This is a genomic window from Niallia taxi (genome assembly GCF_004005475.1).
Taxonomy (GTDB): Bacteria; Bacillota; Bacilli; order Bacillales; family Cytobacillaceae; genus Niallia; species Niallia taxi.
On record NZ_RZTZ01000002.1, the window covers coordinates 728133 to 743488 of the forward strand.

14 protein-coding genes are annotated in these 15356 nt (G+C 37.2%); 12 read left to right on the forward strand and 2 right to left on the reverse strand.

Annotated elements, in window-relative coordinates; translation table 11 throughout:
• Positions 1-83 precede the first annotated feature (83 nt).
• The 5 genes from EM808_RS08515 to EM808_RS08535 all read left to right on the forward strand — a co-directional run bounded on the left by EM808_RS08515 (position 84) and on the right by EM808_RS08535 (position 5787).
• Entirely contained in the window at positions 84-1379 is a 1296-nt protein-coding gene (locus EM808_RS08515; protein ID WP_127737747.1) for an NCS2 family permease, read from the forward strand.
• 226 nt (positions 1380-1605) lie between these two features.
• Positions 1606-2841: an EAL and HDOD domain-containing protein gene (locus tag EM808_RS08520; protein ID WP_127737748.1), complete on the forward strand. Its 1236-nt coding sequence runs from the start codon at positions 1606-1608 to the stop codon at positions 2839-2841.
• A gap of 137 nt (positions 2842-2978) precedes the next feature.
• Positions 2979-3965: a diaminopimelate epimerase gene (dapF, locus tag EM808_RS08525; RefSeq protein ID WP_127737749.1), complete on the forward strand. Its 987-nt coding sequence runs from the start codon at positions 2979-2981 to the stop codon at positions 3963-3965.
• A 147-nt stretch (positions 3966-4112) separates the two neighbouring features.
• Positions 4113-4751 carry an FMN-dependent NADH-azoreductase gene (locus EM808_RS08530; protein ID WP_127737750.1) on the forward strand — a complete coding sequence of 213 codons (639 nt, stop codon included), beginning with the start codon at positions 4113-4115 and terminating at the stop codon, positions 4749-4751.
• 94 nt (positions 4752-4845) lie between these two features.
• Positions 4846-5787, forward strand: a complete 942-nt coding sequence (locus EM808_RS08535) for an ATP-dependent DNA ligase (protein ID WP_127737751.1) — start codon at positions 4846-4848, stop codon at positions 5785-5787.
• Positions 5788-5828: 41 nt separating this feature from the next.
• On the opposite strand, the gene EM808_RS08540 is transcribed toward EM808_RS08535, so the two are convergent.
• Complete coding sequence (locus EM808_RS08540; protein ID WP_127737752.1) at positions 5829-6413, reverse strand: HD-GYP domain-containing protein; 585 nt, start codon at positions 6411-6413, stop codon at positions 5829-5831.
• Between the two features lie 463 nt (positions 6414-6876).
• Between EM808_RS08540 and EM808_RS08545 the strand changes: the two genes are divergently transcribed.
• Both EM808_RS08545 and EM808_RS08550 read left to right on the forward strand, forming a co-directional pair.
• On the forward strand, positions 6877-7530 hold the full coding sequence (locus EM808_RS08545) for a LuxR C-terminal-related transcriptional regulator (RefSeq protein ID WP_127737753.1): 654 nt from the start codon (positions 6877-6879) through the stop codon (positions 7528-7530).
• Between the two features lie 108 nt (positions 7531-7638).
• Positions 7639-9138 carry a helix-turn-helix domain-containing protein gene (locus EM808_RS08550; RefSeq protein WP_127737754.1) on the forward strand — a complete coding sequence of 500 codons (1500 nt, stop codon included), beginning with the start codon at positions 7639-7641 and terminating at the stop codon, positions 9136-9138.
• A gap of 53 nt (positions 9139-9191) precedes the next feature.
• Here the strand turns inward: EM808_RS08550 and ligD are convergent, their stop codons facing one another.
• Positions 9192-10400 carry a DNA ligase D gene (gene ligD, locus EM808_RS08555; RefSeq protein ID WP_127737755.1) on the reverse strand — a complete coding sequence of 403 codons (1209 nt, stop codon included), beginning with the start codon at positions 10398-10400 and terminating at the stop codon, positions 9192-9194.
• A gap of 162 nt (positions 10401-10562) precedes the next feature.
• Between ligD and ku the strand changes: the two genes are divergently transcribed.
• The 5 genes from ku (at position 10563) to glpK (ending at position 15329) form a co-directional block, all read left to right on the forward strand.
• Complete coding sequence (gene ku / locus EM808_RS08560; protein ID WP_127737756.1) at positions 10563-11402, forward strand: non-homologous end joining protein Ku; 840 nt, start codon at positions 10563-10565, stop codon at positions 11400-11402.
• 122 nt (positions 11403-11524) lie between these two features.
• Positions 11525-12181, forward strand: coding sequence for a phosphatase PAP2 family protein (locus tag EM808_RS08565; protein WP_225314678.1), 657 nt, complete (start codon positions 11525-11527; stop codon positions 12179-12181).
• A gap of 28 nt (positions 12182-12209) precedes the next feature.
• On the forward strand, positions 12210-12749 hold the full coding sequence (locus EM808_RS08570; protein ID WP_127737758.1) for a glycerol-3-phosphate responsive antiterminator: 540 nt from the start codon (positions 12210-12212) through the stop codon (positions 12747-12749).
• Between the two features lie 211 nt (positions 12750-12960).
• A complete protein-coding gene (locus tag EM808_RS08575) occupies positions 12961-13779 on the forward strand; it encodes an MIP/aquaporin family protein (RefSeq protein WP_127737759.1) in 819 nt (272 codons plus the stop codon).
• Positions 13780-13835: 56 nt separating this feature from the next.
• A complete protein-coding gene (gene glpK / locus EM808_RS08580; RefSeq protein ID WP_127737760.1) occupies positions 13836-15329 on the forward strand; it encodes a glycerol kinase GlpK in 1494 nt (497 codons plus the stop codon).
• The last annotated feature ends 27 nt before the right edge of the window (positions 15330-15356 follow it).

A 15356-nucleotide genomic window follows, 5' to 3' on the forward strand; every position in this document is an offset into this window, starting at 1 on the left:
TAGGACTAAAGATTTATGTGTCTTAAACTTATTTTTAAGGTGATGCGGGTAGGGAGAGGGCTAAAAATACACAGGTTTACTAAATGAAAAACTATATATCAGAATTCTTTAAGCTGAAGGAAAGCGAAGCTACTTTCAAAGGGGAATTTTTTGCAGGGCTGATTGGCTTTTTTACAGTCGTCTATATTGTCGCTGTTAATTCGCTGATTTTGTCAGAGGCTGGAATTCCACTTGAAGCAGCAATAATCGCAACCATTTTAACATCAGTCGTTGGCTGTTTCTTAATGGGGTTTCTAGGGAATGTGCCAATATTGCTTGTTCCAGGAATGGGGATTAATGCGCTGTTCTCGTACACAATTGTCCAGTCCATGGGATTAAGCTGGCAAGAAGCACTTGCCGTTGTTTTTGTTTCTGGACTATTGTTTATGCTGATTGCCTTTACTAAGCTAGCGGCAATCGTAAGCAGGTCGATACCAAATTCTCTTAAGGAATCACTGACAGTTGGACTCGGTCTATTTCTAATGCTGATTGGATTGGAAAAAGGCGGAATTGTCGAAAAGGGCAGCAATTCTATCATTGCGTTAGGCTCTTTCAGTGATTTGCATGTATTGGCAACCGTTATTACATTAATCATAAGCATTATCTTGTTTTTGAGAAATGTAAAAGGAAACTTCCTGATTACGATTTTAGTTGGAACATTGATTTCTTGGATGTTCGGCTTGATTGAACCAGGAAGTACAGGAGAGTCTGTACAGTTAAAGGATTATTGGAATGTTTTCGGTTCTATGTCCTTTGAGAATATTATTTCCATTCCTTTTTGGATTGCTGTTTTCTCTTTATCCATGGTGCTTGTATTTGAGAATATTGGTCTTGTATCAAGTCATGTTCAATATGTTGGAAAGCCAGAGCGTTTCAAACGAGCTTTTCAGGCAAATTCCATTTCCGTGTTGCTTTCAGGTGTATTTGGAAGCAGTCCAACTGTTGCGACAGTGGAAAGTACTGCAAGCATGACAGCAGGTGGAAAAACAGGACTTACGTCCATTACGACAGCATTGTTGTTCATTTGTTCCGCATTCTTCATTCCTGTTATAAAGATGATCCCGAATAGTGCCATCGCCCCGATTTTAATCATAATTGGTGGGCTGATGCTGCAAAATATTCGCCATCTTGATTTAAAGGATATGAGTGAAAGTTTTCCGAGCATTTTTATTATTGCGATGATTCCTTTCACATATAGTATTGCGGACGGTATGGCTATCGGATTTATATTGTATCCGATATTAAAGATAGCACTAGGAAAAGCTAAAGAAGTATCTTTGCCTTTATACTTCATTTCTTCCTTGTTCTTAATAAATTTTGTCCTTCAATATACACATTGATGAAAACTGGCTTCCATAGAGTTTCCTTTTATGGCAGCCAGTTTTATATTGAAATATCGGGAAAAATTTGCTCCATAGTTTTGGAATGAGTTAAATTACCCATTATAATAGAGTAGATAGTCACTTTTTGTAAAAACTCCATCGTTCGACAGCCTTTGGAGACATCGTTTATTAGAATAAAACTAAATATTTTGAAATGAGTAGAAAGAAGTTCGGAGGTATTTCAATGGAAGTTTTTGTGGCCAGGCAGCCGCTGTTCAATAGAATGGAAGAAGTGTACGGCTATGAGTTGCTGTATCGCAATAATGAAGTCAACATGTTTCCGAACATCGACGGTGATCATGCGACAGCAGATGTAATTATCAACAGTTTTTTAAATATTGGGATTGAAAAACTATCTGATGGAAAGCCTTGTTTTATTAATTTTACAGAAAATCTTCTGGATTTAGGGCTGCCTACATATTTTCAACCACGAGATATCGTAATAGAAATTTTGGAGACTGTCGAACCAAGCAGAAAAATAATTGACATATGCAAAGAATTAAAGTCATTAGGCTATAGAGTTGCGCTTGATGATTACATTTTTGATAACAGTAATCCATATGCTTATGAATTATTGCTAGCATCAGATATTATTAAAGTGGATTTTATGAATACGAATGAGGAAGAGAGACTAGAAATAGAGGCGCTTGCAAAACAGCTTGGCAAGGAGATGGTTGCCGAAAAGCTTGAAACAAGAGAAGAATATGAAAAAGCTAGAAATTCTGGTTATCATTATTTTCAAGGTTATTTCTTCTCAAAGCCTGCAATTATGTCTACACATGATGTTCCTGCATATATCCATACTTATTATGGTATTTCCAAGCATATTCGCTCCACTGACCCGGATATTGATATGATTACCAATCTGATTGAACAGGATATTTCATTGTCGTACAAGCTCCTTAAATTAATTAATACTTTAGGATTCGGCCTAAAGCATAAGGTGACGAGCATTAGGCAAGCGATCGTGCTTATTGGCTTAATGGAGCTTCAGAAATGGTTGTACGTGCTGGCAGTAAGGGAAAGGGACTGGAATAACGGCATATCATATGAAGTAATGTCCAATTGTCTAATCAGGGCCAGAATGTGTGAGTCTGTTGCAAATCTAATTCCAGGCAAAACAAATACCTCTGGACATTTTTTGACAGGAATGTTTTCGTTAATGGATACGATCTTAAACCTTGATATGCAGGATATTTTAACACAGGTTCCACTTGACGGTGCAATCATGGATGCACTGTCAGGCAAAAATAATACACAAAGAGATGTCCTTGATCTTGTACTTGCTGTTGAAAAAGCAGATTGGGTACTAATCAGTAAAGGCTGCAGAAAGCTGAACATAGAAGAGAAGGAATTATTTAAGGTTTATGCAGAATCACTGAACTGGGCAAAAAATCTCATGAAAGATAAAATACAATAAAAAATAAGCCTGCATTCTAAAACCTCGAATGCAGGCTTATTTTTTTTTTGAATTTTTCGGCTAAGAAAAATGTTACAATTGCAAAAATAGTAAAAAGAGAAGTACAATGAGATAAAGCTAATGTTGGAGGGTTACATATGAAAATTAAACTTACAAAATGTCATGGAAGCGGGAACGACTTTTTAATAATAGATGAAATTTCAAACAGCTACACTTTTACAGAGGAAGAACGTGCAAATTTGGCAATCGCTTTTTGTAATCGCAGTACGGAATTAGGGGCAGATGGAATTTTATTTGTAATGCCTAGCAAGCAGGCAGATGCTCGTATGAGAGTGTTTAATGCAGATGGATCTGAAGCATCGATGTGCGGTAATGGAATACGTTGTGTGGCACGTTATGTATGCGAGCTGCTTAATGTTGAGGAAGCAGTAATTGAAACAATGAAAGCTAACTTGGAAGTGAAAAATGAAGCAGATATCTTTCCAAACATACCGACATATTTGGTGGAAATATCACCAGTTTCTTTCCAGACAAAGGACTTACCTTTACATGTTGGCAAAGAAACTCTGTTAAATGAAAAGATTGAAAGCCTTCATCCTAATCTGGAATTTACTGCCTTAGCTGTCCCGAATCCACATCTTATTACAATTGTCGACAAAGCAACCATCGAATCCTCGGTTCAAGAGGAAATTAGCAGCTATGTAAATGGACCTAATGAGCTTTTCCCTGATGGAGTTAATGTGAGCTTTGTGTCTATATTGGACAAAGGAAGCATCTATGTCAGAACGTACGAGCGTGGTGTTGGATTTACAAATGCATGCGGTACTGCGATGTCTGCATCATCACTAGTATCTATTTTAAATGGCTTCAATAAGTCAGGTGATTACATTGAGGTTTATAACAATGGTGGAAAAGTACGCTGTTATGTGCATGAAAATGATGGGAACTATCGTATTGACCTAATTGGTAATGCAACATATGTATACGAAGCATTTGTGGAAACAGACCTTGAAAAGCCTGCTGATTTTGTGCTCCTTGAAAAAGCGATGGAGGAGCAAGAAGCTATTCATTACAGCAAGCTGCAGGATGCAGCTCAAGCCTATATTAACGAAAAGCTTGTATAAGTATTTTTTTGCCTGAAAGGACTACCCTTTCAGGCTTTTTTTATTACTTTTTCGATATGGAAGAATATTTAAAAGTTATGTTTGTATGATTTCCTTCTTTCCTTCAAAAAATAAGAGCCTAGTCTTGTAATGGAAAGGAAGTACAAAATGGCAAAATTATTATATATTACGGCACATCCAAACGATCATTCTCAATCCTTTAGCATGGCTGCTGGACAAGCGTTCATTGATTCATATAAAGAGCAAAATCCAAATGATGAAATTGTCCATATTGACCTGTATAAGGAAGGGATTCCGCATATTGACAATGATGTTTTCAGCGGATGGGGCAAGCTGCAATCAGGTAAAGGATTTGATGAGCTTTCAAATGATGAGAAGTCAAAAGTGAGCAGACTTGGTGAATTGAGTGATCAATTTGTCGGTGGGGACAAGTATGTCTTCGTTACACCGATGTGGAACTTCTCCTTTCCACCTGTTTTAAAGGCATATATTGACTCTGTTGCTGTTGCAGGCAAAACCTTCAAATATACAGATAAAGGTTCTGTTGGTTTGCTGACAGACAAGAAAGCTCTCCATATTCAAGCACGTGGTGGCATTTATTCAGAAGGTCCTGCGGCTGAATTGGAAATGGGACATCGTTATTTGAATGCAATCCTCGTGCACTTCTTTGGTATTCCTGCTTTAGAAGGTCTATTTATTGAAGGCCAAGCAGCAATGCCAGATAAAGCACAGGAAATTAAAGATAAAGGAATTGCGAGAGCAAAGGATTTAGCGAAAACTTTTTAAAATTAAGGAGCTGCTTTTCATTAAGCAGCTCCATTTTTATTGGGATAAAAAGCTGTATTAGAGGCATGTTAAAGAAAAAAAGGAATGGGAAACAATGAAACCAATCGTCCCTTTTGAACCAGTAGTAACAGAGTCCGTACCCATTGGAGACAACTGGGTAGCACAAGTAAAGTGGGATGGGACAAGAATTCTGACATACCACGATGGCGACAATACCAAGCTCTATAATCGTAAATTGAATGAACGGACGAAGCAATACCCAGAGTTGCTTCATGCCTCCACCTATTTAGAGGCAGACTCTTTCATATTAGACGGTGAAGTAATTGCCTTAAAGAATGGGAAGCCATCCTTCTATGATGTGATGAAAAGAGATCGCTTGAAAAATATCGAACGCAATGGCGGGATGATGGATCGGGTACCTATAACCTATATGGTATTTGACATTCTTTATTTAAACGGTAATTGGGTGACAGACAAGCCTTTAGCAGAAAGAATGGAGCTTCTAAAAGCATTGGTGAAACCAAATGAGCATGTACAGCTTGTTGAAAGCTTCAGTGACAAAGAAGGGCTGCTGCAGGCTTGCCTCAGCAATGACTTAGAAGGAGTAGTTTTTAAGGATTTGACAAGTTCCTATACACTTGGTGCCAAGGATAAACGCTGGTTAAAAAGGAAAAAACAGCATGACCTGATTGCCGTCATTGGTGGTGTCACCTATAAAAACGGTGTCGCAAATTCCCTTCATCTAGGCTTATATGATCAAGAAACTAATTTGATTTACATCGGAAGCGTTGGTAACGGTAAATTGACTAACAAGGATTGGGTGGAGCTTACAAAAATTCTTGTTACATTGCAAATGGAAAACTGTCCTTTTACAAATATTAATGATGGTAAATCTGCCATGGTTTGGTTAAAGCCTATTTTGACTGTAAAGGTCAGCTTTCTTGAATGGATTGAGGACCAGACATTAAGGCATCCGATCATAGAAGCTTTCGTAACTGCAGACCCGCTTGAATGCAGACTGGAAAAGGAAGAGTAAAGATGTGGGCGTTGCATCACAGTTATTGCTTTGCAACGCTTTTATCGAGACAATTGAAGTTTTTCGACTAACATGCGTTGTTTTTTTGCTTCGATATAGTGTAAAAACGAACAGACTAGCTCTGCATCAAAGATAGTGGTTTTTAATGCTTCTATTTCTAATTTAATTTGCTCTTCATTAATTGGGGATTGATAAGCTCTCCCGTAAAGCATTGCATCATAACTATCAATAATACGAAGCATTCTAGAAAATAGAGGGATCTCTTGGCCTTTTAAGCCATAGTAGCCACTGCCGTCTTGATTCTCATGATGATATAAAATGATATTCATAAACTCCTCTGAAAACACCTTTTTCTCCTGTAATATTTGTTTTCCATAAATTGCATGCATGTTAAGCTCATGCTTTTCCGAAATGGTAAGCTTACCTGTTTTGTTCAGCAAGCTGCTGCTGATTTTAAGCTTTCCAATATCATGAACTGCTCCCATGTAATAGATTTCAGCAGACGGCTTAATGTCGATATAGGAGCTGAATTTATCCAGCTCGTCTGCGACTCGCAATGAATGGCCCAAGGTACTTCTGCAGTGTTTAAATAAACTGCATACTAGCTCCTGAATATGTTTGTTCATTTATCATTTCTCCCTTTTATTAGTATGAAAAATCTATCTGAATTTAGGGTACCACTTATTTACATATTTTGTTTCTCATTTTCGAAACGGTCTGTTTAATTTTTGGAGAAATATTATTTAGATTACTATTTTAATATTTTACGATTTATAAATCCTATTCAATTGGAAGTTGAATCTCCTTTTAAAATTATAGTTACGACGGGAACCTTGTTAATGCTTTAATTTGAAAAGCTCCGTTTCAATGTTGAGACGAATCAGTTAATTCCTTGTTGTAAAATGTAAATTGTTATTATTTGCACTTAAATCCTTTGTTCCTATATTTCTAGTGAGTAAATAATCCTTAAAAAACCAAGCATTTTTACCTATGAAGTTTTTTGTTACAAATCCTTTGAGGATAAATAGGAATGTCCTCATTAGCTTGCAAATACTAACACGGAAGAATTTAAAGAGGAGACAATAATCTATGGCTAAAATTGCACTTTTAGATAAGGATCCACTTGCAAGAGATAAAATGAGACAAAGCCTTAGGATGGAAGAATCCTATCGTATTGTTGCAGAGGGGCAAGATGGGAGATTTGTACTGCCAATCATGAGAGCCCACAATCCAGATATATACATCATGTGCAGCAAAATGCCGAATGTTAATGGGGTGGAAGCTGCGAAAGAGCTTATTGAGGAAGTTTCAGAAGCGAAAATTATCATGGTGTTTTCAAATGAACAAGACATAGAGTTAACGGCGTCTTTATGTGCAGGAGTAATGGGGTTTGTTTCCATTGAAAGAATAGAGGATTGGTTGAAGGAAGCAGTGAGGAATCTCCTTTCTAACAGAATTTATATGGATCCGTACATTTCAACTGAAATTCTCAAAGAATATCGTAAGCTATCAGATCGAACAAAAAAACATAAATTTGGTCGTGCTAGTATTTTTACAACACGGGAGCAGGTAGTTCTCCAATCGCTTGTAAAAGGGAAAAGCAATTTTGAAATTGCAGATGAGCTGCATATCAGTGATAAAACAGTAAAAAACCATATTAGCAGTATTTTAAAAAAGTCAGATACAGAATGCAGAACAAGAGCTGTTGTTAAAGCGATTAAATACGGATGGGTAAAATTTTGAATAACTAACCAGCAATTTTACCGAGAAAATATTGCTGGTGGTACGTTTTGCATTATTTTCATCATATCAAGACAGTAAAAAGCAAATCTCGGCAAAAAGGTGATAAGGATGAATCGATTTTATAAGCGGTATTCTGATATAATTTTTCAACTGCTAAGTGAGGAAAGGTGGAATAGTTTAGCGGTACTTTCAGATAAGACAGGCTTTTCCAAAACAACCATTTGGAGAGATTTAGAATTTCTTGAAAGTGTTTTACCGGAAGATTGGGTGTTCGAGAAGAACGAAGCATATGGTGTCAGACTCATTAAACCGGAAAATGGGACACTTGAAGGTCTTTTGGGTCAAATAAGAGAAAAAAACACGTATTTGCATACATTGAAAATCATCCTTCTAAATGATGGGGTTGATGTTTCTCAAATTTGTCAAGAAGTGCATATAAGCAGGTCAACAGCGTACAGGCACTTGGAGAAATTGCAGGAGGTAGTTAAGGAGGCAGAGGTTACATTAACCGCTAGTCCATTTCGGCTTGAAGGTGATGAAAGGAAAATTAGACGCTTCATTATGCAGTATTTAGATTTTATGTCCTTTGAAACGAATCTTGTCAAAGAAGAGCTTGATGCTGGAAGATTCCAAGAGCATTTGGTAAAAATGTTTGCGCGGTTTTCTATGTCTTATCGAACAGGTGCGCTCTATCGCTTGACGATTATTTTGTTTATAGCGAACCATCGTGCATCAATGGGCCATTATATTTCTTATCCAGATTCTGTGTTAAAGACACATGAAGGAAGCAAGTATTTTGAATTGACTAAAAGGCTTTTGCCTTTTATGGTCAAATGTCCGCGCAGAGAAATTCAACTGCAGGAAATTCTGTATATCGCGATTTTTATTATGAGTGAGGAAAGACCGTTAAATAGAACAAAGCACTTGCAGTATATTCATAAATCAATGAAAAGTGAAAGAGGCTATCCTATGTCTGTCTTTCTTAAAAAGCTTGATAAGTATATCGGTTTACCTATATCCCAAGACGATATATTTTTGTTCCACTTTTATCAGTCACTAAAACGAATTTCTGTTGAGACAGAATTTGAAACAGAAACGGTGAAAAATTCAGCTCTGCAATATTTAGATTTTTTTGAGGGGAACCAGCTTTATCAGGCAATAGCACAAATTGCAAAAGAGTGCTTTACACATTACTCTCTTTTGTTAAAAAAGCTTGATATACTCGAAATTTTCGCCATTACTCAGGCAGCTATAATCAGAAGATGGAATAACCACAAAATCCAGGTGGCTGTAATGTGCAGAACATACAGTGAGAAGGATTACATCCGCGAAATTTTGAACTATCATTTTTACAGCAAGCTGGAAATAACCTGTCTCGATCCTTCAAGCGTTCATCTGCTGTATATGTATGAGGAGTTTGATTTGCTTATTTCTGCAGGAGAATTGAATCCTTCAGATGCACGTATCGAGCATATTCCGAAAATCATCATATCATCCTTTCCAACAAGTGCTGAGTTAAGAGAAATAAATCATTTTATTATGGATCATTTTTTTGGCAATTTAGGAGTTACAAAGGAAATGGTTTATCCCTTCAATGAACCAGTTTGATCTTTTGTTATGTTAAAAAGAATCCCATCAATAGTGCAGGGATTCTTTTTTATTCATGTATGGTTTGACTGGATAAAAGGAAGCACTTCTTTTAATGATTGCTTTTCCTTCGTTGCGAAATAAGATTGGAAGGGATCTTCCCCGTTTTTCAGTCGTTCTGACACAGACTTCATTGTAAAGGCTTTTGGCGATAAATTATTGGTGAGTTCCTCCCAAAATATCGGGCAAGCGACATATCCACCTTCATTTCCTCTAACTGAATAGGGAGCAATGATCGTTTTTCCTTCGCTATGCTGGATATAATCGATGTAAAGCCGGTTATGGCGGTTTTTTTTCAAACGCTCAATCGTAAATAATTCTGGTTCGATTGTTATCATATAGTTTGCAATAAATTCAGTGAAAATTCTAGCTTCCTCATACGTGTACGTTTTTTCTGGAAGTGGAATATATACTTGAATCCCTTTATTTCCAGATATTTTTATAAAAGAAATAAGCTTTAATCCATCAAGAACCTGCTTGAGTATTTGTGCAGCTTTAATGGCCATAAAGAAATGATCTCTTGATGGTGGGTCCAAATCAAATACTATTTCAGAAGGCATACCGTCAGACAGGACGGTCTCAAATGGTATGTGAAACTCGAACGCAAGCTGATTGCCTAGCCAGAACAGGGTTTGTTTATTGTTGCAGATAATATAATTAATATCTTCCTTCCAGCTTGTTTCAACAAATGCTGGTGCATAATCAGGACACTGCTTTTGATAAAAAGATTCACCGAACAATCCATGCGGGAACCGGATAACTGTCAGTAACCGATTTTGTAAAAAAGGCAGTATTTTCTCTTCTGCCAATGTTAGATAGTTGATGAAATCTATTTTGCGTATATTGTTGGCAGGAAATAATGGTTTGTCTGGATTGGTGATAGACAATTTATCAAGTCCGATGTTTTGCAGTAGCTGTTCATAAGTGCACTCCTGCCAGCTTTTTTGGAAAAGAAATTGTACAAATACAGGTTGAATAATTTTTTCGTTCTGAAATGAAGCAAATTCAAGCTCCACACAAATACCTGGTTCAACCAAGATCACTTTATCCTCTGTCCGCGCATTTTTTTGCACAATGCTTAGTAAGGCAGTATTTTCTTCTTTTGTCATGCCTTCACTAAACTGTCCAACATTTTTGATGATGCCATTATCCGCAACACCTACCGAAAACAGCTTATTCTTAAGGTTATACTCTGTAATCGTAAAGGAAGCAGTATATTTCATGGATGTACTCCTAACAATGCTTATTTGCTTTTAGTGTTTCTCCTATGCAGTCGAATCATTCATTTCCAAGATTTCATTGCATGAAAGGTGCGCTCAAAAGCCATTTTATTAATAAGTACCACCTAAAAAAGTCAGTGAAAAAACATGATTGGAGAAATACGAATGCACACAATGTGGAAAGGAAGCATTAGCTTCGGTTTAGTTAACATCCCAATTAAGCTGCATACAGCAACAGAAGATAAAGATATAAAGCTGCGCACTCTTCATAAAGAATGTCATGCACCTATTAAATATGAAAAAAAATGCTCTGCATGTGAAAAAGAAGTTGCACCAGAAGATATAGTTAAGGCATATGAATATGCGAAAGGCAAATATGTTGTCCTTGATAAGGAAGATTTGGAAAAGCTGCAAAAAGAAAATGAAGATAAAGCAGTAGAAATAATTGATTTTGTTAAAATGGATGAAATTGATCCAATTTATTATGATAAGTGCTATTTTATGTCTTCAGGTGATGGAGGCAATAAAGCATATGCTTTATTAAGAGAGGCATTAATTGAATCAGGAAAGGTCGGTATTGCCAAAATTATTATCCGTTCAAAAGAGCAATTAGCGGTAATTAGAGTATATGACAATACATTAGTTATGGAAACAATCCATTTTCCTGATGAAGTCCGTAAAACAGAGGATGTACCGAATGTTCCGGCAGAAGCCACTATCGCCAAAAAGGAGCTAGAGACGGCCATTCTGCTGATAGATCAGTTAACCACTGCATTTGATCCTTCCAAATATACGGATGAATATCGAACAGCATTACTTGAATTAATCGAAGCAAAGAAAATGGGCAAGGATGTTGTAACAAGCCAAGAAAAGGTTCAGACAACAAACGTCATGGATCTAATGGCAGCATTACAGGCATCTATCGACAATACGAAGCCAGAACAGGCAGCAGAAGAGAAACCGAAAAAAACAAAAACAAGAAAAAAAGTTGCAAAAGAAGCATAAAACAGCAAAGGGGGATTTCCCCCTTTGCTTACTGGTTTTATTAATAAAAAGGTCTTTTTGGAAAATTCGTCTACAGTTGTCTATAATGGGGAGATAACCTAATGAAAGGGGGGTATACTTTATTGAATAAAAGTGAAAAAAAGCTGACGCTCAAATATGTCAGTACAATACTTACGATCGTTTTTTTGTTTATACTCGTTTTTTTATTTGTCAGCTATCAAATTAGAGGTGCAGAAATAATCGCTTTTGATAAAAATATCATTGAGTTTGTCCAGTCCTATCAAACAGATGCCACAACTAGATGGACCTCGATTTTGACAGATTTTGGCTCTATTAAATTTATAGCCATTGCCATTGCTGTTGGTGCAGTGCTTCTTTGCTTGTACAAGAAATATTCTCTGGCTATTTTCCTTATTTGTGTTCCTGGGATTGGCGGATTATTAAATAAGTTCCTAAAGTGGATTTTTAAACGAGAAAGACCGGATATACTCCCTTTAATTACAGAGCATGGGTATAGCTTTCCTAGTGGTCATAGTATGGGATCGCTAATTTTTTATGGCAGTGCTGCATATGTACTTCTTCATATTTGGAAGACTAATGGAAAAAAAGTAGCGACTGTTCTGATCGCTTGCTTTTTAATATTAATGATTGGGACAAGCCGAATTTATTTAGGTGTACATTATCCAACAGATATTGTTGGGGGATATGCTGTAGGCTCTGCGTTTTTACTAGTGTGTATCTTAGTTTTCCGCTATTATGAAGAAAGAAAAAATAAATAGATAATAAAACAGGGTAGAGGTAACTATGATGGAACAGAAAATAATACCTGCATCATCCAACTTAAAGGAATTTGAAGCTTTTTTGGAAAGCAGTTACGAGGTTGGCGTTTTTTTAGAAATACATATATCACAGCTGAAGAACATAAGTAAGCTTGCCAAAAATGCCGGTAAAAAAATGATTTATCATGTCGATTTAATACAGGGGTTGAAAAGTGACGATTATGCGACAGAATATGTTTGTCAGGAATTTAAGCCATATGGACTAATATCAACAAAATCATCTGTTATATTAAAAGCGAAACAAAAGAATGTAATCGCTATTCAACGTGTCTTCCTTCTTGACAGTCATGCTATTGAAAAAAGCATTAAACTGGTACAGCGAACAAAACCTGATTATATTGAGCTCCTGCCAGGTACAATGCCTTGGATGATTGAAGAAATAAAGGAGCGGCTAGATGTTCCGATATTGGCTGGCGGATTGATTCGTACGGAAGCAGATGTTGAAAATGCGATTAAGGCTGGAGCAGCGGGTATTACAACATCAAGAAAAGCATTATGGGACAAATAAAAAAAGTTTTCACTATTTTTCTAGAGAAAATCTTGCAAACGTGTTGACAGCGTTTTCATGGTAGGATATGATGTATCTACAAGTTAATAAAACGTGTTGGAGATAAGGAGATGCACACAGATTTTCACATTTATTGTGATATTTTTCTGTTGTGCTCTCCTTTTTTGCTGTTTTATAAACTTATTGTTTTTTTAGAGAAGGGGGAGTTTGGATGTCTGCATTTTTAGGTGAACTTATTGGTACAATGATTTTAATCGTTTTTGGGGGAGGAGTAGTTGCTGGAAGCAATTTAAAGAAAACGTTTTCTAATAATAGCGGGTGGATTGTTATTACTATTGCTTGGGGCTTAGCTGTTACGATGGGAGTATTTGCCGTTGGCAGCATCAGTGGAGCACATCTTAATCCTGCAGTAACAATCGCGCTTGCTATAACTGGCGATTTTGCATGGAATCAAGTGCCTGAATATATCATAGCTCAAATGCTTGGTGCGTTTATTGGAGCAGTTATTGTATACTTACATTATTTACCGCATTGGAAGGCGACTGACGATAAAGGAGCTAAGTTGGGCGTATTTGCAACAGGGCCAGCTATTCCACATACTTTTTCCAATCTGCTTGGAGAATTAATTGGTACTTTTATGCTTGTGCTAGGCTTGCTTTTCATTGGTGCGACAACCTTTACAGATGGCTTGAACCCGATGGCAGTCGGTCTACTAATAGTAGTGATCGGTATGTCTCTTGGAGGTACAACGGGCTATGCTATAAACCCTGCAAGGGATTTAGGGCCGCGTATTGCTCATGCATTGCTTCCAATCGTAGGTAAAGGGGATTCTAATTGGAAATATGCATGGATTCCAGTGGTTGGACCAGTATTAGGTGGAGGATTGGCAGCAGTGTTTTATCAATATTTCTATAAAGGAACAATCTCCAGCTATTTTTGGCCAGTAGTCATCGTTAGCATAGTGATATTAGGGTTTGCGTTTTTTGCTACAAAAAGCAATAATTCTATTAAAATGAAAAATGCAGCTTAATAATAGAAGGAAATAATATGGTAGACTAGTTTCATAATCAAATAGGGGGTATTACGATGGAAAAATATATTTTGTCATTAGACCAAGGGACTACTAGCTCAAGAGCGATTATTTTCAATAAAAAAGGGGAAATTGTACACTCGGCACAAAAAGAATTTACGCAAATTTTTCCAAAGCCAGGCTGGGTAGAGCATAATGCAAGTGAGATTTGGGGTTCCATTCTTTCAGTTATTGCAACCGTTTTATCGGAATCAGATATAAAGGCAGACCAAATTGAAGGTATTGGGATTACGAACCAACGTGAAACAGCAGTCGTTTGGGATAAAGAGACAGGTGTTCCAGTCTATAATGCAATTGTTTGGCAATCAAGACAAACAAATGATATTTGTGAAGATCTAAAGGCACAAGGTCATAACCAATTATTTAGAGACAAAACTGGTTTGCTGATAGATGCGTATTTTGCAGGTACAAAAGTGAAATGGATTCTTGATAATGTGGATGGTGCAAGAGAAAAAGCGGAAAATGGTCAATTGTTGTTCGGTACAATTGATACATGGCTGATTTGGAAGCTTTCAGGCGGAAAAGCGCATGTGACGGATTATACGAACGCTTCTCGTACTTTAATGTTCAATATTTATGATTTAAAGTGGGATGATGAGCTGCTTGAAATTTTGACTGTACCTAAATCTATGCTTCCAGAGGTTAAACCTTCTTCTGAAGTGTATGCACATACAATTGACTACCACTTCTTCGGCAAGAATATACCTATTGCAGGTGTAGCTGGAGATCAGCAAGCAGCATTGTTCGGCCAGGCTTGCTTTGAAGAAGGAATGGCAAAAAATACGTACGGAACAGGCTGCTTTATGCTTATGAATACAGGGGAAAAAGCAGTCCGCTCTAATCATGGTTTGTTAACAACAATTGCATGGGGATTAAATGGAAAGGTCGAATATGCGCTTGAAGGAAGCATCTTTGTTGCCGGTTCTGCTATTCAATGGCTTCGTGATGGCCTCAGAATGCTGAAGGATGCAAAAGACAGTGAAGCATATGCTACAAAAGTAGATTCAACTGACGGTGTCTATTTAGTTCCTGCATTTGTTGGTCTTGGCACACCATATTGGGACAGTGATGTACGCGGTGCGATGTTTGGTGTCACAAGAGGTACGACAAAAGAGCATTTTGTCAGAGCAACACTGGAATCCCTTGCCTATCAAACAAGAGATGTCTTGTCTGCGATGGAAGCTGATGCCAACATTAGTGTCAAAACCTTAAGAGCTGATGGCGGAGCGGTAAAAAACAACTTCTTAATGCAATTCCAAGGAGATATTTTAGATGTTCCTGTACAAAGACCTGTCATCAATGAAACAACTGCTCTTGGTGCCGCGTATTTAGCAGGGCTTGCAGTAGGCTTCTGGAAGGATCAGGCTGAAATTGCTGAGCAGTGGAGATTAGATAAGTCATTTGAACCAGCAATGGAAGAAGAACAACGAGAAGTGCTTTATTCAGGTTGGAAGAAAGCGGTTCAAGCAACAATGGCATTCAAAAATTAAGCTTGGATAATACAATTCTAAATACTA